At 61.9% G+C, this 17,984-nt stretch carries 17 protein-coding genes; 15 read left to right on the forward strand and 2 right to left on the reverse strand.

Going from position 1 to position 17,984, the window contains the following annotated elements; genetic code table 11:
* Positions 1-24 precede the first annotated feature (24 nt).
* From ACTJKT_RS07880 to ACTJKT_RS07895, 4 genes are read left to right on the forward strand one after another with little or no spacing between them, the layout of a single operon-like run.
* Positions 25-495, forward strand: coding sequence for a (2Fe-2S)-binding protein (locus ACTJKT_RS07880; protein ID WP_440786702.1), 471 nt, complete (start codon positions 25-27; stop codon positions 493-495).
* Entirely contained in the window at positions 492-2,810 is a 2,319-nt protein-coding gene (locus ACTJKT_RS07885) for a molybdopterin cofactor-binding domain-containing protein (RefSeq protein WP_440786703.1), read from the forward strand. Before ACTJKT_RS07880 ends, ACTJKT_RS07885 begins: the two co-directional genes overlap by 4 nt.
* On the forward strand, positions 2,810-3,805 hold the full coding sequence (locus ACTJKT_RS07890; RefSeq protein ID WP_440786704.1) for an XdhC family protein: 996 nt from the start codon (positions 2,810-2,812) through the stop codon (positions 3,803-3,805). The genes ACTJKT_RS07885 and ACTJKT_RS07890 overlap by 1 nt, the downstream gene beginning before the upstream one ends.
* Positions 3,802-4,395: a nucleotidyltransferase family protein gene (locus ACTJKT_RS07895; protein WP_440786705.1), complete on the forward strand. Its 594-nt coding sequence runs from the start codon at positions 3,802-3,804 to the stop codon at positions 4,393-4,395. Before ACTJKT_RS07890 ends, ACTJKT_RS07895 begins: the two co-directional genes overlap by 4 nt.
* Positions 4,396-4,498: 103 nt before the next feature.
* Here ACTJKT_RS07895 and rne read toward each other — a convergent pair whose 3' ends face one another.
* On the reverse strand, positions 4,499-7,747 hold the full coding sequence (gene rne, locus ACTJKT_RS07900) for a ribonuclease E (protein WP_440786706.1): 3,249 nt from the start codon (positions 7,745-7,747) through the stop codon (positions 4,499-4,501).
* Positions 7,748-8,463: 716 nt separating this feature from the next.
* Here rne and rluC point away from each other — a divergent pair.
* The 3 genes from rluC to sppA are packed head-to-tail and all read left to right on the forward strand — an operon-like array spanning position 8,464 to position 11,080.
* Complete coding sequence (gene rluC, locus ACTJKT_RS07905) at positions 8,464-9,420, forward strand: 23S rRNA pseudouridine(955/2504/2580) synthase RluC (RefSeq protein ID WP_007928042.1); 957 nt, start codon at positions 8,464-8,466, stop codon at positions 9,418-9,420.
* Positions 9,410-10,072, forward strand: a complete 663-nt coding sequence (locus tag ACTJKT_RS07910) for an HAD-IA family hydrolase (RefSeq protein ID WP_440786707.1) — start codon at positions 9,410-9,412, stop codon at positions 10,070-10,072. The genes rluC and ACTJKT_RS07910 overlap by 11 nt, the downstream gene beginning before the upstream one ends.
* Positions 10,073-10,090: 18 nt before the next feature.
* Entirely contained in the window at positions 10,091-11,080 is a 990-nt protein-coding gene (gene sppA / locus ACTJKT_RS07915) for a signal peptide peptidase SppA (protein WP_440786708.1), read from the forward strand.
* Positions 11,081-11,135: 55 nt separating this feature from the next.
* Here the strand turns inward: sppA and ACTJKT_RS07920 are convergent, their stop codons facing one another.
* On the reverse strand, positions 11,136-11,714 hold the full coding sequence (locus tag ACTJKT_RS07920) for a Maf family protein (RefSeq protein WP_440786709.1): 579 nt from the start codon (positions 11,712-11,714) through the stop codon (positions 11,136-11,138).
* Between the two features lie 105 nt (positions 11,715-11,819).
* On the opposite strand from ACTJKT_RS07920, the gene ACTJKT_RS07925 reads away from it, so the two are divergent.
* The 8 genes from ACTJKT_RS07925 to pabC all read left to right on the forward strand — a co-directional run bounded on the left by ACTJKT_RS07925 (position 11,820) and on the right by pabC (position 17,983).
* Entirely contained in the window at positions 11,820-12,347 is a 528-nt protein-coding gene (locus tag ACTJKT_RS07925) for a YceD family protein (RefSeq protein ID WP_009047832.1), read from the forward strand.
* A gap of 13 nt (positions 12,348-12,360) precedes the next feature.
* A complete protein-coding gene (gene rpmF, locus ACTJKT_RS07930; protein ID WP_003179396.1) occupies positions 12,361-12,543 on the forward strand; it encodes a 50S ribosomal protein L32 in 183 nt (60 codons plus the stop codon).
* 3 nt (positions 12,544-12,546) lie between these two features.
* Positions 12,547-13,557, forward strand: coding sequence for a phosphate acyltransferase PlsX (gene plsX, locus ACTJKT_RS07935; RefSeq protein ID WP_440786710.1), 1,011 nt, complete (start codon positions 12,547-12,549; stop codon positions 13,555-13,557).
* Positions 13,558-13,683: 126 nt separating this feature from the next.
* Complete coding sequence (gene fabD, locus ACTJKT_RS07940) at positions 13,684-14,622, forward strand: ACP S-malonyltransferase (RefSeq protein ID WP_440786711.1); 939 nt, start codon at positions 13,684-13,686, stop codon at positions 14,620-14,622.
* Positions 14,623-14,638: 16 nt separating this feature from the next.
* Positions 14,639-15,379 (forward strand): 3-oxoacyl-ACP reductase FabG, encoded by a 741-nt coding sequence (gene fabG, locus ACTJKT_RS07945; protein ID WP_009047835.1) that lies wholly within the window; start codon positions 14,639-14,641, stop codon positions 15,377-15,379.
* 196 nt (positions 15,380-15,575) lie between these two features.
* Positions 15,576-15,812, forward strand: a complete 237-nt coding sequence (acpP, locus tag ACTJKT_RS07950; protein WP_003175607.1) for an acyl carrier protein — start codon at positions 15,576-15,578, stop codon at positions 15,810-15,812.
* A 111-nt stretch (positions 15,813-15,923) separates the two neighbouring features.
* On the forward strand, positions 15,924-17,168 hold the full coding sequence (gene fabF, locus ACTJKT_RS07955) for a beta-ketoacyl-ACP synthase II (protein ID WP_097302603.1): 1,245 nt from the start codon (positions 15,924-15,926) through the stop codon (positions 17,166-17,168).
* On the forward strand, positions 17,168-17,983 hold the full coding sequence (gene pabC / locus ACTJKT_RS07960; RefSeq protein WP_440786712.1) for an aminodeoxychorismate lyase: 816 nt from the start codon (positions 17,168-17,170) through the stop codon (positions 17,981-17,983). Before fabF ends, pabC begins: the two co-directional genes overlap by 1 nt.
* Position 17,984 lies beyond the last annotated feature (1 nt).

Consider the following 17,984-nt stretch of genomic DNA (forward strand, 5'->3'; position numbering starts at 1 on the left):
AACGGAAAATATGCGGGCGTGCCCATGATTACCCTGAAACTCAACGGTCAAGATCACCAACTGGATGTCACCGAGGACATGCCGCTGCTCTGGGCTATCCGCGACGTGGCGGGCTATAACGGCACCAAGTTCGGGTGCGGCATGGGCCTGTGCGGCGCATGCACCATCCATATCGACGGCTCCCCGGCGCGCAGTTGCATCACGCCGATCGGCTCGGTGGTCGGGCAGAACGTCAGCACCATCGACAACCTGCACAGCGACCCGGTCGGCAAAGTCGTGCAGCAGGCCTGGCTGGACAGTGCAGTGGCCCAGTGCGGCTACTGCCAGGGCGGGCAGATCATGTCGGCCACCGCCTTGCTCAAGGTCAACCCCAACCCCAGCGACGAACAGATCGAAGCCGCCATGCTCGGCAACATCTGCCGCTGCGGCACCTACAACCGGATCAAGACCGCCATCCGCCAGGCGTCCACCCACCTGAAGGAGGCCAAGGCATGAGCCAGCTGCCGAACGATTTTGCCTTGAGCAACCTCAGCCGCCGCGGTTTTCTCAAGGGCGTGGGCGCCACCGGTGCACTGGTGCTGGCGGCCAGTTGGGGCTGGCAGGATGCCTTTGCCGAAGAGAAGAAGTTCGGTGCCGACGGCATGCCCAACGGTTGGGTCGACGATCCCAAGGTGTATGTGAGCATCGCCGCCGATGGCAGTGTGACCGTGCTCTGCAACCGTTCGGAAATGGGCCAGGGCGTGCGTACCAGCCTGAGCATGGTGGTCGCTGACGAACTGGAGGCCGACTGGGCGCTGGTGAAGGTCAAGCAGGCGTCGGGCGACGAGGCGCTTTTCGGTAACCAGGACACCGACGGCTCGCGCAGCATGCGCCATTGGTACGAACCGATGCGGCGCTGCGGCGCGGCGGCCCGGACCATGCTCGAGCAGGCAGCGGCCGAGCAGTGGAAAGTCCCGCTGGCCGAGTGCCGGGCCCAACTGCATAAAGTGATCCACCAGCCGAGTGGCCGCGAACTGGGCTACGGCGCCCTGGCCGCCGCGGCGAGCGCCCTGGCGGTGCCGGCCCGCGACAGTCTGCGCCTGAAGCAACCAAGCGAATTCCGTTACATCGGCAAGGAGGGCACCCGCGCCATCGACGGTGCGGATATCGTCAACGGCCAGGCGGTCTACGGCGCCGATGTGCATTTCGACGGCATGCTCTTCGCCACTGTCGCGCGCCCACGGGTTTATGGCGGCAAGGTCAAATCCTTCGATGGCAGTGCGGCGCTGAAGGTCCCGGGCGTGATCAAGGTGGTGCAGATCGACAGCCGTCCGCTGCCTTCCGAGTTCCAGCCGCTGGGTGGCGTGGCGGTGATCGCCAGCAATACCTGGGCGGCGATCAAGGGCCGAGAGGCGCTGAAGATCGAATGGGAGGATGGCGCCAATGCCGGCTACGACTCGATTGCCTACCGCAAGGAGCTGGAAGCCGCGGCGCTCAAGCCGGGCAAAGTGGTGCGCAGCACCGGCAATATCGATGAAGCCATGAACGGCGCCGACAGCAGCCTGGAGGCCTCCTACTACCTGCCGCACCTGGCGCAGGCGCCGATGGAGCCAATGGTCGCCGTGGCGCGCTTCAAGGACGGCCAGTGCGAAGCCTGGGCGCCGAGCCAGGCGCCACAGGTGACCCGCGAACGTATCGCCGAGCGCCTGGGCATTCCCTTCGACAAGGTGACGGTCAACATCACCCTGCTCGGCGGTGGTTTCGGCCGTAAATCCAAGCCCGACTTCGTCCTCGAGGCGGCGATCCTCGCCAAGGAAGTGCCGGGCAAGGCGGTACGGGTGCAATGGACCCGCGAAGACGACATTCACAACTCCTACTTCCACACCGTGTCGGCGGAATACCTCAAGGCCAGCCTGAACAAGGACGGCATGCCGTCCGGCTGGCTGCACCGCACCGTGGCGCCGAGCATCACCGCGCTGTTCGCCCCGGGCATGAACCATGAGGCCGCCTTCGAGCTGGGCATGGGCTTTACCAACCTGGCCTATGCGATTCCCAACGTGCGCCTGGAAAACCCCGAGGCCGTCGCGCATACCCGGGTTGGCTGGTATCGCTCGGTGTCGAACATCCCCCACGGCTTCGCCATCCAGAGCTTTGTCGACGAGCTGGCCCACAAGGCCGGGCAGGACCCGTTGAAGTACCAGCTCAAACTGCTGGGGCCGGATCGCCGGATCGATCCCCGGACCCTGAGCGAAGAATGGAACTACGGCGAGTCGCCGGAGCGTTACCCGATCGACACCGCCCGTATGCGCGGCGTGCTGGAGACGGCGGCCAAGGCGGCGGGCTGGGGACGCAGCCTGCCCAAGGGCCGCGGTCTGGGGCTGGCGGTGCATTACAGCTTCGTCACCTACGTGGCGGCGGTGATCGAGGTCGAGGTCAAGGGCGATGGCACCTTGATCGTGCACAAGGCCGATATCGCCGTGGACTGCGGTCCGCAGATCAATCCCGAGCGTATCCGTTCGCAGTTCGAGGGCGCCTGTGTGATGGGCCTGGGCAATGCGGTGGTGGGCGAGATCAGCTTCAAGGACGGCAAGGTCCAGCAGGACAACTTCCATATGTATGAAGTGGCGCGCATGTCCCTGGCGCCGAAGGAAGTCGCTGTGCACCTGGTGACGCCGCCGGGCGATGTGCCGTTGGGCGGTGTCGGCGAGCCAGGCGTGCCGCCGATCGCGCCGGCCCTGTGCAATGCGATCTTTGCCGCCACCGGCAAGCGCATCCGCAACCTGCCAGTGCGTTATCAGCTGCAAGGCTGGCAACAAGCGAGCAAGGCCTGATGGACAGCGTCGACCTGAATGTCCTGCGCAGCGTGCTCGAATGGCGCCGCGCGGGGCAGGGCGTGACCTTGTACAGCGTGGTCCAGACCTGGGGCAGTGCGCCACGGCCACCGGGGGCCATGCTGGCTTTGCGCGAAGACGGCATGGTGATCGGCTCGGTCTCGGGCGGTTGTATCGAGGACGACCTGATCGCCCGTCTGCACGATGGCCGCCTGCCTCAGGACGGGCCGTCGGTACAGTTGGTGACCTATGGCGTGACCCGCGAGGAGGCCGCGCGTTTTGGCTTGCCTTGCGGCGGCACCCTGCGCCTGACCGAGGAGAGGGTTGGCGATCCGGCCTGGGTCGCCGAACTGCTGGCCCGTTGCGAGGCCCATGAGATCGTCGCCCGGGAATTGAACCTGAGCAGCGGCGAAGTGCTGTTGAAGTCGGCCAGCAAGACCGATGTGCTGAGCTTCGATGACACGACCCTGCGGGCGATCTATGGCCCGCGCTGGCGGCTGTTGCTGATCGGCGCCGGGCAGTTGTCGCGGTATGTGGCGGAAATGGCGCGGTTGCTGGACTTCGAAGTGCTGATCTGCGATCCGCGCAAGGAGTTCGTTTACGGCTGGGAAGAGCAGCACGGGCGTTTTGTGCCGGGGATGCCGGACGATGCGGTGCTGAGCATCGAGACCGACGAGCGTACCGCCATTGTCGCGCTGACCCATGACCCCAGGCTGGATGACATGGCGCTGTTGACCGCGCTCAATTCCCGGGCGTTTTACGTCGGGGCGCTGGGCTCTCGGGTCAACAGTCAGAAGCGTCGGGAGAATCTGGCGCAGCTGGGGCTGGAGCCGCAGGCCATCGAACGCTTGCACGGGCCCATCGGCCTGCATATCGGCAGCCATACACCGGCGGAGATTGCCCTGTCGGTGATGTCGGAGATCGTCGCCATCAAGAACGGTATCGACCTGCTGCAGAAAAAGCCGTCGCAAGTCACTGTGCAGGTGAGCGCTTGAGTCAGTCGTTGTGCGCGGTGGTCCTGGCCGCGGGGCAGGGCAGTCGTTATCGGCAGGTGGCAGGGGCCGAGCAGGACAAGTTGCTGGCCCCATGCCGGGGGCGGGACTCGGTAATCAGGCCGGTAATCGAACAGGTCTTGAAGAACTTGCCCGCGCTGTTGGCTTGTAGGGTGCTGGTAACAACGCCGGATCGCCCCGAAGTGATTGCCCTGGCTGAAGCCTATGGCTGCCAGGTGGTGCTGCTGGATTCGCCGGGCATGGGCGACAGCCTCGCGGCCGCCGTCGGGGCCTGCGCCGATGCCAGCGGCTGGCTGGTGGTGCTGGGGGATATGCCCTTTATTCTGCCGTCGAGTATCGAAAGTGTGGCGCAGGGGCTGGGCGAGCAGATGATCCGGGTACCTGTGCATGACGGTGCCTATGGTCACCCGGTGGCTTTTGGCGCGGCCTTTGGGCAGGCGTTGCAGGGCCTGTCGGGGGATCGAGGAGCCAGGCCACTGTTTGCCGCGGGGCAGGTCGTCGAGGTAGAGCTGGCGGATACGGGCGTGTTGTGGGATGTGGATGTGCCGCAGGCATTGGTTTTTACCGGTTGAGATCGCTGTGCTCGCTCTTGCAGCGGGCGTGACGATCAAAGAATTTCAGGCATAAAAAAGCCCCGCCTGGGTGACCGGGCGGGGCTTTTTATCGGCTCAGGAATCAGACGAGAGGTTTAGGCTCGTGCTCTTCTTCCAGGGCCTTGGGCTTGTGCTCTGCCACTTCTTCGACGGAGCGCGGGGCTTCGTCGGCAGCAGGGGCAGGTTGCTCGATGGCTGGTTCGACAGCAGGAGCTGCCTCGACCACTTCGGCAACCACCGGCGCAGGCTCGGCAGCCACTACGGCTTCTACCGGAGCTTCAGCGGCGGCAGCGGCAGCCAGTTCGGCTTCCTTCTGCAGACGCTCGGCTTCGCGCTTGCGACGACGCACTTCACGTGGGTCGTTTGGCGCGCGACCGGTGCTGGTCAGGGCGCTGACCGGTGCGGCCTCGGCAACTGGCGCAGCCACTTCGGCGGCAGGGGCTTCAACCGGTGCTGCCGGTGCGGCAACCACAGGCTCGGCGGCTACAGTTTCAGCAGCTATGGGTTCAACAGCTACAGGTTCAGCAGCCACGACTGCTTCAACCACAACTTCAGCGACTGGCGCAGGCGCTTCGGCAACGATCGCCTCGGCGGCGCGCTCGAAGGCGCGAGGTGCTTCCTGAACTGGCTCTGCCGCTGGTGCTTCAGTGACTGGCGCTTCGACCACAGGCTCGGTAACTACTGCAGGTTGTTCTGCAACAACGGCAGGTTTAGCGGCCTGTTCTTCGTGCTGTTCTTCACGCTGTTCCTCACTGGCCTGGGCGACTTCAACAGCAGGTGCTGCTGGAATCTCTACCGCAGTGGTGGCCTCGACTACCGGTGCTTCGACGGTCGGAGCAGCTTCCTGAACAGCAGCGGTCGCATGTTCGGCTTGCTCGTGAGCCTGGGCTTCGGCCGGGGCGCTGATCACAGTGCTGGCAACAGCTGCAGTTACCGCCAGGCCCGCGGCCAGATCGGCGCTGCTTGGCTCTTCGGCGTTTTCTTCCGAACCTTCGATCACATTGCCGTTGGCGTCACGCTGGCGCTCACGACGGTTGCTGCGACGACGCTGGCCACGGGAGCGGCGGCGTGGACGATCGCCCTCGGCGTTCTCCTGGCCGTCTTCCTGCAGTTGCTCTTCGTTCGGCAGCAGCTCTTCTTCAGCTACGGCAGCGGCCTGTTCGGCACGAGGTTGACGCTCTTCACGCGGTGGGCGAGGTTGACGCTCTTCGCGTGGCTGGCGAGCCGGGCGCTCTTCAGCGGTAGCGGCAGGAGCGGCGTCCAGCGGTTCGCGCAGTTCACGCACACGCTCTTCACGCTCGCCACGTGGCTTGCGGTCTTCGCGTGGTGGGCGTGGTTGACGCTCTTCCCGTGGCGGACGTGGCGCGCGCTCTTCGCGAGCGGTGGCCTGGACTTCCTCGCGAGCCTCGCGGACTTCACGTGGCTGGCGCTCTTCGCGGGCTTCGCGCGGTGCGCGCTCTTCACGAGGGGCGCGTTCTTCGCGTGGCTTGCGTTCTTCGTCGCGGCGACCGTTGCGGTTGCGGCTCTGCTGACGACCGTTGCGGCGTTCTTCGTTGCGCGCAGGACGCTCGGTGGCCGGTTTTTCAACCACGACCGGAGCGGCAGGCTCTTCCTTGGTGGCGAACAGGCTGACCAGGGACTTCACCAGGCCTTTGAACAGGCTTGGCTCGGCAATGGCGGCCGGAGCGGCAACAGGAGCGGCGGCAACTTCAGTTGGAACCGGTGCGTTGGCGCGGGCTGGAGCGGTCTTGACGGCGGCTTCCTGGCGAACCAGGGTGCGGGTCGCGGCGGCTGGCTGGACTTCTTCGGCTTCGGCGGCGGCAGCGGCGATTTCGTAGCTGGACTGGTTGATGCTGGCTTCCGGGCTGTCATCGCGCAGACGCTGGACTTCGAAGTGCGGCGTTTCGAGATGGTCGTTCGGCAGGATGACGATACGAGCACGGGTGCGCAGTTCGATCTTGGTGATCGAGTTGCGTTTTTCGTTGAGCAGGAAGGCGGCGACCGGAATCGGCACTTGGGCGCGAACTTCGGCGGTGCGGTCTTTCAGGGCTTCTTCTTCGATCAGGCGCAGGATCGCCAGCGACAGCGATTCGACGTCGCGGATGATGCCGGTGCCGTTGCAGCGAGGGCAGACGATGCCGCTGCTTTCGCCGAGGGATGGACGCAGGCGCTGACGGGACATTTCCAGCAGGCCGAAGCGCGAGATGCGACCGACCTGGACGCGAGCGCGGTCGGCTTCCAGGCATTCGCGGACTTTCTCTTCCACGGCACGCTGGTTCTTGGCCGGGGTCATGTCGATGAAGTCGATGACGATCAGGCCGCCGATGTCACGCAGGCGCAGCTGGCGAGCGATTTCTTCCGCCGCTTCCAGGTTGGTCTGCAGGGCGGTTTCTTCGATGTCGCTGCCTTTGGTGGCGCGGGCCGAGTTGATGTCGATGGACACCAGGGCTTCGGTCGGGTCGATGACGATGGAGCCGCCGGAAGGCAGTTCGACGACGCGCTGGAAGGCGGTTTCGATCTGGCTTTCGATCTGGAAACGGTTGAACAGCGGAACGCTGTCTTCGTACAGCTTGATCTTGCTGGCGTACTGCGGCATCACCTGGCGGATGAAGGTCAGGGCTTCGTCCTGGGCTTCAACGCTATCGATCAGCACTTCGCCGATGTCCTGGCGCAGGTAGTCGCGGATGGCGCGGATGATCACGTTGCTTTCCTGGTAGATCAGGAAAGGCGCTGCGCGGTCCAGCGAGGCTTCTTTGATGGCGGTCCAGAGTTGCAGCAGGTAGTCGAGGTCCCACTGCATTTCTTCGCTGCTGCGGCCCAGGCCGGCAGTGCGCACGATCAGACCCATGTCGGCAGGGGCTACCAGGCCGTTCAGGGCTTCGCGCAGTTCGTTGCGCTCTTCGCCTTCGATGCGACGGGAGATACCGCCGGCACGCGGGTTGTTCGGCATCAGCACCAGGTAACGACCGGCCAGGCTGATGAAGGTGGTCAGGGCTGCGCCCTTGTTGCCACGTTCTTCTTTTTCGACCTGAACGATGACTTCCTGGCCTTCGCTCAGGACGTCCTTGATATTGACGCGGCCTTCGGGGGCTTTCTTGAAGTATTCGCGGGAGATTTCTTTGAGGGGCAGGAAGCCATGGCGCTCAGAGCCGAAATCGACAAAGGCAGCCTCGAGGCTTGGTTCGATGCGAGTGATACGGCCTTTATAGATGTTGGCCTTCTTCTGCTCGCGTGCACCGGATTCGATGTCCAGGTCGTAGAGGCGTTGGCCATCTACCAGTGCAACACGCAACTCTTCGGGTTGAGTTGCGTTAATCAGCATTCTTTTCATGTAGTACCGTCGGTTTCCGGGCTGCCGGAAACGGCGTTCGGCACACACGACTTCTCACGGTCGGTGTCAGGTGCGTCAGGAGCGGTTGGCCGCTCCAGTGTCTAGCGAGACTCGACCAGTTGGGGCGAACTCGCGACTCACGCGTCCTGCTTGCTGGGGTGACAAAAGGCACCTCTTAAGCAAAAGCTCAATCAGGAGGAGGAATCAACCGGCGACTGTGGACGAGATGAAGCGTCTTGATAAAGCCTAATGCTACACAGTCCGACGGTTGTGCATCTCCACCCTACACGTATCCCTGATAATTCGGGTGCTGCCGCGCGCAGAATCCGCAGCGGGTTGGCATTTACCGTGAGCTCCGAAAGGGGAGCTCACGCATCATGGCTAATTTAGGCGGTGTTTCCGAAGCGCTCGCTCGGGTTCGTTCGTAGCTGACTGCACTTTGTGAACTGGCCGTGAATATTTGCTCGAAAGGCGAGTGCAAACTCTGCTTTTCGGCGTGCTTCAGGCCTCATGTCACCTGCGCTTGTTACAACTGCAAAACTCCACCGTTCGTAGCGAAAGCCCCGTAGGACGGCCTCGCATCCTGGTGAATTGCGTTGGTCAGGGCCGGCTGTTGGCCGTTGGTCCGCTGTCCAGGCCGCTTTTGGCGGCGTTCGCGACTATAGCAGTAATCATTAAGTGCTTCAATTCCATAAAAAATTGTTATCATTTGCGCCATGACGACTACTGCCCCCTCGACCCCAGGCGTTCAACTGCTTGAGGTCTCGCCGGAATATGCCGGCCAACGAATCGACAATTTCCTCCTCGCTCGGCTCAAAGGCGTGCCCAAGACCTTGATTTACCGCATTTTGCGCAAAGGCGAAGTGCGAGTGAACAAGGGCCGGATCAAGCCCGAATACAAGCTGCAGGCGGGCGATATCGTGCGCGTGCCGCCGGTGCGCGTGCCTGAGCGTGACGAACCTGTGCCGGTGGCCCAGGGGCTGTTGCAGCGCCTGGAGGCTTCGATTGTCTATGAAGACAAAGCCCTGATCGTGATCAACAAGCCCGCTGGCATTGCCGTGCATGGCGGCAGCGGCCTGAATTTCGGGGTGATCGAAGCCTTTCGTCAGTTGCGCCCGGACGCCAAGGAACTGGAGCTGGTTCATCGCCTCGACCGCGATACTTCCGGCCTGCTGATGATCGCCAAGAAGCGCAGCATGCTGCGTCATCTGCATGAAGCCTTGCGCGGCGATGGTGTCGACAAGCGCTACATGGCGCTGGTGCGCGGCAACTGGGCGACCTCGATCAAGCAGGTCCGCGCGCCGTTGCTCAAGAGCAACCTGCGTTCCGGCGAGCGCATGGTCGAAGTGAATGAAGAGGGCAAGGAAGCCTTGACCGTGTTCAAGGTGCTGCGCCGCTTCGGTGACTTCGCCACCATGGTCGAAGCCAAGCCGGTGACCGGTCGGACTCACCAGATTCGTGTGCATACCCTGCATGCCGGGCATTGCATTGCCGGCGACAGCAAGTACGGCGATGACGATTTCACTAAGGAAATTCGGGACCTGGGCGGTAAGCGCCTGTTTCTGCATGCCTACATGCTGACCGTGCCGTTGCCCGATGGCGGCGAGCTGAAATTGCAGGCGCCAGTGGATGAAATGTGGGCCAAGACCGTGGAGCGCCTGAGTGCACCCTGATTACAAGCTGCTGATCTTCGACTGGGACGGCACCCTGGCCGACTCCATTGGTCGGATAGTCGAGGCCATGCATGTGGCCTCCGATCGCTCGGGGTTTGCCCGGTGCGATGATTTCGCGGTCAAGGGCATCATCGGCCTGGGGTTGCCTGAGGCGATCCGTACCCTGTATCCGCAGATCAGCGATGTCGAGCTGGTGGATTTCCGCCAGCACTATGCCGATCACTACATCGCTCTCGAGGCCGAGCCTTCTCCGTTGTTCGCCGGGGTGGTGCAGTCCCTCGAAGCTTTCCGGCGCGAGGGATATCATCTGGCGGTAGCGACCGGCAAAGCGCGTCGTGGCCTGGACCGGGTGCTGAAGGCTCATGGCTGGGAAGATTATTTCGACATCACCCGCGCTGCCGACGAAACCGCGAGCAAGCCTCATCCGCTGATGCTCGAGCAGATTCTGGCCCATTGCGAGGTGCGCCCCGAGCAGGCGTTGATGGTCGGGGATTCCTCCTTCGACCTGCTGATGGCGCGCAACGCAGGCATGGCATCGGTTGCGGTCAGTTATGGCGCGCAATCGCTGGAAGCCTTGCAGGCTTACGAACCGCGTCTGTCTATCGATAGTTTTCCTCAGTTGCATGCCTGGCTCAGCCAGCGGGGCAATTGAGTCTTTTGGGGTAAAAGCATGAGCGACGAATGGAAAGCACCGAGCAAATCGGCTGCCGACAGTGCTGATGACAAGAGCTGGAAGTTGCTGGAAAAGGCCCTGCTGGCCGGTGTGCAAGAGCAGCGGCGCTCACGGCGCTGGGGGATTTTCTTCAAGCTTCTGACCTTTGTTTATCTGCTTGTGGCCCTGGCGCTGTTTACGCCGTTGATGGATATGGAAAAAACCGCCACCCGCGGTGCCGGTTACACGGCGCTGATCGAGGTGACGGGCATGATCGCGGACAAGGAATCGGCGAGCGCCGACAACATCGTGACCGGCTTGCGTGCCGCTTTCGAGGATTCGAAGGTCAAGGGTGTTGTGCTGCGTATCAACAGTCCTGGTGGTAGTCCGGTGCAGTCGGGTTATGTCTATGACGAAATCCGTCGCCTGCGTGGTCTGCATCCGAATACCAAGGTCTATGCGGTGATTTCCGATCTGGGGGCTTCTGGCGCCTACTACATTGCCAGCGCTGCTGATCAGATCTATGCCGACAAGGCGAGCCTGGTGGGTTCCATCGGTGTTACGGCAGCCGGTTATGGTTTTGTCGGCACCATGGAGAAGCTGGGGGTGGAGCGTCGTACCTATACCTCGGGTGAGCACAAGTCGTTCCTGGATCCGTTCCAGCCGCAGAAACCCGAGGAAACCCAGTTCTGGCAGAGCGTGCTGGACACCACTCATCGCCAGTTCATTGCCAGCGTCAAGCAGGGGCGTGGCGAGCGTCTCAAGGACAAGGAGCATCCGGAGCTGTTCTCCGGCCTGGTCTGGTCCGGCGAGCAGGCGCTGCAGTTGGGCTTGATCGATGGTCTGGGCAGTGCCAGCTCGGTTGCCCGGGATGTGGTCGGCGAGAAGGAGTTGGTGGACTTCACTGTCCAGGAGTCGCCTTTCGACCGCTTCTCGAAAAAGCTAGGTGCCAGTGTTGCCGAGCATCTGGCCATGTGGATGGGCTTTCAGGGGCCGACGCTGCGCTGAATGTGCTGCTTTCGAAAAAAAGCCGGCCTTGTGGCCGGCTTTTTTATGTGGGTGGTCAGGGGATTTCCACGCCTTCGGCGAGCAGCATGTCTACCAGGCGGATCAGTGGCAGGCCGATCAGGCTGCTGGCGTCGCTGCCCTCGGTGCTGCGGAACAGGCTAATGCCCAGGCCCTCGGCCTTGAAGCTGCCGGCGCAGTCATAAGGCTGTTCGGCGTGCAGGTAGCGCTCGATGCGGGCGGGGCTCAGCTCGCGCATATGCACGGTGAAGGGTACGCAGTCGACCTGGCAGTGGCCGCTCTTGCTGTTGAACAGGGCCAGGCCGGTGAGAAAGGTCACGCTGGCGCCGTTGGCGGCGAGCAACTGTTCGCGTGCCTTTTCGAAAGTGTGGGGCTTGCCGATGATGCGCTCGCCAAGCACGGCGACCTGGTCCGAGCCAATGATCAGGTGTCCTGGGTGGGTGGTGGCCAGCGCTCGGGCTTTCTCTTCGGCGAGACGCTTGACCAGTTCGGTGGCGGATTCCCCGGGGCGGTGGCTTTCGTCGATATCCGGTGAGCTGCAGGTGAATGGCAGGCGCAGGCGGGTGAGCAATTCGCGGCGGTAGGCCGAGCTTGAGGCAAGTAATAAAGGCAGCATGCGCATCTCCTGAGGCTGGCCGCGAATTCTAGCGGGGCTTGCAAGTGACGCACAGGGCTGAATTTCCTTTGACATGGCCGGGGGCATCCCTATAATGCTGCGCCTATGTTGAATGACCCGATTCCACCTCACGTTGACCCGCGCAAATTGGCTGACCGTGGCACCACCCTTCAAGGTGAACTGCTGCTGGCCGATTTGGAGAGACTCTGCGACCCGCTTTCCGACAATGTCGGTACGGTGCAGGCTAAATTCGTTTTCGAGCGTGACGAGCGTAAAGCTGTAGTTATCCACAGCTCCATCGACGTCGAAGTCAAAATGGTTTGCCAGCGTTGTCTTGAGCTGGTCACCCTGCCGATCCATAGCGAATGCAGTTATGCTGTGGTGAAGGAGGGTGCGAATACCCAGTCGTTGCCGAAAGGTTATGACGTGCTGGAACTGGGCGAAGATCCTTTGGATCTGCAGGCTTTGATCGAGGAGGAGCTTTTGCTCGCCTTGCCCATCGTGCCTGCTCATCATCCGGAAGAATGCCAGCAGCCGGCGGGTCTCGATGAGCCCGAACCGAGCGAGGACGAGGTAACGCGGTCCAACCCGTTCAGTGTATTGGCGCAGTTAAAGCGTGACCCAAACGTTTAGGAGTTAATCAATTATGGCTGTTCAGCAGAACAAAAAATCCCGCTCTGCCCGTGACATGCGTCGTTCGCACGACGCTCTCGAGGCTAGCACCCTGTCCGTAGAAAAGACCACTGGTGAAGTTCACCTGCGTCACCACGTATCGCCAGAAGGCGTATACCGTGGTCGTAAAGTGATCGACAAGGGCGCTGACGAGTAATCCTTGTCCGCTCAAGTCATCGCGATTGACGCAATGGGCGGGGACTTCGGTCCCCGCAGCATTGTTCAGGCCAGCCTTGCTTGCCTGTCTGCCACCCCCTCGCTGCACCTGACCCTCGTCGGTCAACCTTTCCTTCTAGAAGAACTGATTTCCGGCCATTCGGCTGTGGATCGCGCACGCCTGACGGTTGTGCCCGCCGCAGAAGTCATTGGCATGGATGAAAAACCTTCCCAGGCTTTGCGTGGCAAGCCGGACTCCTCCATGCGGGTGGCGCTCGAGCTGCTGCGCGATGGCAAGGTCCAGGCCTGTGTCAGCGCCGGCAATACCGGCGCGCTGATGGCGTTGTCGCGTTATGTGCTGAAAACCCTTCCGGGCATCGATCGTCCGGCAATGGTGGCGGCCATTCCGACCCAGCGCGGCTATTGTCAGTTGCTGGATCTGGGGGCCAACGTCGATTGCAGTGCCGAGCACCTGTTCCAGTTCGCGGTCATGGGGTCGGTGGCCGCCGAGACGCTGGGGGTCGTTCGTCCGCGAGTGGCATTGCTCAATATCGGTACTGAAGACATCAAGGGCAACCAGCAGGTCAAGCTGGCAGCGAGCCTGTTGCAGAATGCCCGGGGTCTGAATTACATCGGTTTCGTCGAGGGCGACGGCTTGTATCGCGGCGAGGCGGATGTGGTGGTGTGCGACGGTTTTGTCGGCAATATCCTGCTCAAGTCCAGTGAGGGGCTGGCGACCATGATCGCCGCGCGTATCGAGGCGTTGTTCAAGAAAAACGCAGTTTCCCGTGTGGTCGGCGCCCTGGCGTTGCCATTGATGCGGCGTCTGCAGGCCGATCTGGCGCCGGCGCGGCATAATGGCGCGAGTTTTCTCGGCTTGCAGGGAATAGTCGTGAAAAGCCACGGTTCGGCGGGGGTTCAGGGCTTCCAGAGCGCGATTCAACGGGCGTTGATCGAGATCCAGGAAAACCTCCCGGAGCGCCTGCACGGTCGGCTCGAAGATCTGTTGCTTTAGGCGTTTGCGCTCGGAAATGCTTAAATGTGACCGCTCAGTTCAATTGGCCATCCAACTGTCAGTTTCTTGCGTCCACCACGGTGCGGCGTCAATTCTCCGACGACAAGATCATTAGGGGCTTGTTAAATGTCTGCATCCCTCGCATTCGTCTTTCCAGGACAGGGCTCGCAGTCCCTCGGCATGTTGGCCGAGTTGGGCGCGCAGTACCCGCTGATCCTCGAAACCTTCAAAGAAGCTTCCGATGCACTGGGCTACGATCTCTGGGCCTTGACCCAAGAGGGTCCCGAAGAGCTGCTCAATCAAACCGATAAAACCCAGCCGGCCATTCTGACCGCCTCCATCGCCCTGTGGCGTCTGTGGCTGGCGGAAGGCGGTGCGTGCCCGGCATTCGTTGCCGGCCACAGCCTGGGTGAATACAGCGCACTGGTTGCCGCTGGCAGCCTGACTCTGGGCGAAGCCGTGAAGCTGGTAGAGCGTCGCGGTCAGCTGATGCAAGAAGCCGTTCCTGCGGGGCAGGGCGGCATGGCGGCGATTCTCGGCCTGGAAGATGCCGATGTGCTGGCCGCTTGTGCCGAAGCCGCGCAAGGTGAAGTGGTCAGTGCGGTCAACTTCAACTCCCCGGGCCAGGTGGTGATCGCCGGTGCCAAGGCCGCTGTCGAGCGCGCCATCGAGGGTTGCAAGGCGCGTGGCGCCAAGCGCGCCATGCCATTGCCAGTCAGCGTGCCATCGCACTGCGAGCTGATGCGTCCGGCCGCCGAGCGCTTCGCCGAGTCGATTGCCGCCATCAACTGGCAGGCGCCACAGATTCCACTGGTACAGAACGTCAGCGCCGATGTGGCGCCGGATCTCGACACCCTCAAGCGTGACCTGTTGGAGCAGCTGTACAAGCCGGTGCGTTGGGTGGAGTCGGTACAGACTCTGGCAGCCAAAGGCGCTACCCAACTGGTCGAGTGCGGTCCGGGCAAGGTCCTGGCGGGTCTCAACAAGCGCTGCGCCGAAGGCGTATCGACCTCTAACCTGAATACCCCAGATGCCTTCGCTGCCGCTCGCGCAGCGGTGGCCTGAATTAGGAGAAGCCTGCATGAGTCTGCAAGGTAAAGTTGCATTGGTTACCGGCGCCAGCCGCGGTATTGGCCAGGCCATCGCGCTTGAGCTGGGTCGCCTGGGCGCGATCGTTGTGGGCACCGCAACTTCCGCTTCGGGCGCCGAGGGTATTGCTGCCACCTTGAAGGAAAACGGCATTCAAGGCACCGGCCTTGAGCTCAATGTCACCAGCGACGAGTCCGTTGCTGCCGTACTGGCCAGCATCCAGGAGCAGTTCGGCGCGCCGGCGATCCTGGTGAACAACGCCGGTATTACCCGTGACAACCTGATGATGCGCATGAAAGACGACGAGTGGTACGACGTGATCGATACCAACCTGAACAGTCTGTATCGCCTGTCCAAGGGCGTTCTGCGTGGCATGACCAAGGCCCGCTGGGGTCGAATCATCAGTATCGGTTCGGTAGTGGGTGCCATGGGCAACGCTGGCCAAGTAAACTACGCCACCGCCAAGGCGGGTCTGGAAGGTTTCAGTCGTGCTCTGGCGCGTGAGGTTGGCTCGCGGTCGATTACCGTGAACTCGGTGACCCCGGGTTTCATCGATACCGACATGACCCGCGACTTGCCTGAAGCGCAGCGTGAAGCGCTGCAAACACAAATTCCGCTGGGTCGTCTGGGGCAGGCTCAAGAGATCGCGCAAGTGGTCGCTTTTCTTGCATCCGACGGTGCGGCATACGTGACCGGGGCTACAATCCCGGTGAACGGCGGGATGTACATGTGAGTTAAATGTGACGGATTGCTTCAAAAAAATGTCATACGAGCTGTCTAAAATCCGTTATAAAGCTGCAATCAATTTATAGGCAGGTGGCCAAAGGGTTTGAGGAGTGAAGCTTTCAGTTGAAAAGCTGAAAAGCCTTTCTATACACTTACCCACTGGCCAGCTGCCTGAATTTGTCCATTAGGAGTGAAAACAAGGTATGAGCACCATCGAAGAGCGCGTCAAGAAAATCGTTGCTGAGCAACTGGGCGTTAAAGAAGAAGAAGTTGTTAACACCGCTTCCTTCGTTGAAGACCTGGGTGCCGACTCCCTTGACACCGTTGAGCTGGTGATGGCTCTGGAAGAGGAATTCGAGACCGAAATCCCTGACGAAGAAGCTGAAAAGATCACTACCGTTCAAGCAGCTATCGACTACGTTACCAGCCACCAGGCTTAATCGTATTTAGTCGTCTTTTGCTGTCATGGAAAAACCGCACTGCCGTAACGGCGTGCGGTTTTTTCTTTAGGCCTGATGCAAAGTGTCGTCATTAGAAAAAAGGAGAGTGCTGTGTCGCGTAGACGCGTCGTAGTCACCGGTATGGGTATGTTGTCGCCACTGGGTACGGATGTTCCGAGCAGCTGGCAGGGCATTCTGGCTGGCCGCAGTGGCATTGGTCTGATCGAACACACCGACCTTTCTGCCTATTCCACCCGTTTTGGCGGCTCGGTAAAGGGCTTCAATGTCGAGGAATACCTGTCGGTCAAAGAGGCCCGCAAACTCGACCTGTTCATTCAATACGGCTTGGCGGCCGGTTTTCAGGCAGTGCGTAATGCCGGCCTGGAAGTGACCGATGCCAACCGTGAGCGAATCGGCGTTGCCATGGGTTCGGGTATTGGCGGTTTAACCAATATCGAAGAAACCAGCCGCACGCTGCATGATTCCGGCCCGCGTCGAATTTCTCCGTTCTTCGTGCCTGGCTCGATCATCAATATGATTTCCGGATTCCTGTCCATCCATCTGGGTGCCCAGGGGCCGAACTACGCCATTTCCACGGCCTGTACCACGGGTACCCACTGCATTGGCATGGCGGCCCGCAATATTGCCTTTGGCGAAGCCGACGTGATGATCGCCGGTGGCGCTGAAATGGCCGCCTGCGGCCTGGGCATGGGCGGCTTTGGCGCATCCCGCGCGCTGTCGACCCGCAACGACGAGCCGACCCGTGCCAGCCGTCCTTGGGACAAAGGCCGTGATGGCTTCGTGCTGTCCGACGGTGCCGGCGCGCTGGTGCTCGAAGAGCTGGAGCACGCCAAGGCCCGTGGCGCGACCATCTATGCCGAACTGATCGGTTTTGGCATGAGCGGCGACGCCTACCACATGACTTCGCCACCCGCCGATGGCGCCGGTGCGGCGCGCTGCATCGCCAATGCGCTGCGCGACGCCAAGCTGAACGTCGAGCAGGTGCAGTACATCAACGCCCACGGCACCTCCACACCTGCCGGTGACCTGGCGGAAGCCGAGGCGATCAAGAGCGTGTTCGGCGATCACGCCTACAAGCTGGCGGTCAGCTCCACCAAGTCCATGACCGGCCACCTGCTGGGCGCGGCGGGCGCAATCGAGGCCATCTTCAGCGTGCTGGCGATCAACAGCCAGGCAGCGCCTCCGACCATCAACCTCGATGAGCCGGATGAAGGTTGCGACCTGGATTTCGTGCCGCACACCGCGCGCAACATGGACATCGACGTGGTGCTGTCCAACTCCTTCGGGTTCGGCGGTACCAACGGCTCCCTGGTGTTCCGCCGGTTCGCCGGCTGATGGACAGCTGGGTCGACGGTCAGCCGGCTGACGTTCTGTCGCTCAAGGACCGCGGCCTGGCTTATGGCGATGGGCTGTTCGAGACCATCGCCGTGAGAGCGGGCCAGCCCTTGTTGCTGGAGCGGCATTTGCTGCGCCTGGCCGAGGGCTGTTCACGCCTGGCCATCGCTGCCGATCAAGCCTTGATCCGCAGCGAACTCACGGCCTACGCCTCGCTGCTGGGGGAGGGCGTGCTCAAGCTGATCCTCACCCGTGGCGACAGCCAGCGCGGTTATGCCGCCGACCCGCGGGCGCAGCCGCGGCGAATCCTCCAGAGCAATGCGCCAGCGGTTTACCCGGCAGTGAATGCCGAGCAGGGGATTCGACTGTTCCCTTGCACCACCCGCTTGTCCGAGCAGCCCCTGCTCGCCGGCCTCAAGCACCTCAACCGACTGGAACAGGTTCTCGCCCGTTCCGAGTGGCAGGACAGCGAGGATGCCGAAGGCTTGATGCTCGATCTTTCCGGACGAGTGATCGAGGGGGTGTTCAGCAACCTGTTCCTGGTGCGCGACGGTGCCTTGTTCACGGCCGACTTGAGTCGTTGTGGCGTCGCCGGAGTGATGCGCGCTGAAATATTGTTTCAGGCGGCGTCGTTGGGGATCCCCACGGAAATCGCCGACATCAGTCTCGAACAGTTGCAACAGGCCGACGAAGTCTTTGTCTGCAACAGCGTTTATGGCATTTGGCCGGTGCTTGCCTGTGGCGCGCTGCGCTGGTCGGCCGGACCGCTCACCCGTAAACTGCAACGCATTGCCCGCACGCTACTGGATGCCTGAT

It is taken from the genome of Pseudomonas sp. 22526, from assembly GCF_052044735.1.
GTDB classification, from domain to species: Bacteria; Pseudomonadota; Gammaproteobacteria; order Pseudomonadales; family Pseudomonadaceae; genus Aquipseudomonas; species Aquipseudomonas piscium.

Coding starts and splice junctions, on each gene's coding strand:
- pabC (WP_440786712.1), top strand. CDS start 17,168: ATGGACAGCTGGGTCGACGGTCAGCCGGCTGACGTTCTGTCGCTCAAG.
- ACTJKT_RS07920 (WP_440786709.1), bottom strand. CDS start 11,714: ATGCTGCCTTTATTACTTGCCTCAAGCTCGGCCTACCGCCGCGAATTG.
- acpP (WP_003175607.1), top strand. CDS start 15,576: ATGAGCACCATCGAAGAGCGCGTCAAGAAAATCGTTGCTGAGCAACTG.
- ACTJKT_RS07925 (WP_009047832.1), top strand. CDS start 11,820: ATGTTGAATGACCCGATTCCACCTCACGTTGACCCGCGCAAATTGGCT.
- rne (WP_440786706.1), bottom strand. CDS start 7,747: ATGAAAAGAATGCTGATTAACGCAACTCAACCCGAAGAGTTGCGTGTT.
- sppA (WP_440786708.1), top strand. CDS start 10,091: ATGAGCGACGAATGGAAAGCACCGAGCAAATCGGCTGCCGACAGTGCT.
- fabD (WP_440786711.1), top strand. CDS start 13,684: ATGTCTGCATCCCTCGCATTCGTCTTTCCAGGACAGGGCTCGCAGTCC.
- rpmF (WP_003179396.1), top strand. CDS start 12,361: ATGGCTGTTCAGCAGAACAAAAAATCCCGCTCTGCCCGTGACATGCGT.
- ACTJKT_RS07885 (WP_440786703.1), top strand. CDS start 492: ATGAGCCAGCTGCCGAACGATTTTGCCTTGAGCAACCTCAGCCGCCGC.
- rluC (WP_007928042.1), top strand. CDS start 8,464: ATGACGACTACTGCCCCCTCGACCCCAGGCGTTCAACTGCTTGAGGTC.
- ACTJKT_RS07880 (WP_440786702.1), top strand. CDS start 25: ATGATTACCCTGAAACTCAACGGTCAAGATCACCAACTGGATGTCACC.
- fabG (WP_009047835.1), top strand. CDS start 14,639: ATGAGTCTGCAAGGTAAAGTTGCATTGGTTACCGGCGCCAGCCGCGGT.
- ACTJKT_RS07890 (WP_440786704.1), top strand. CDS start 2,810: ATGGACAGCGTCGACCTGAATGTCCTGCGCAGCGTGCTCGAATGGCGC.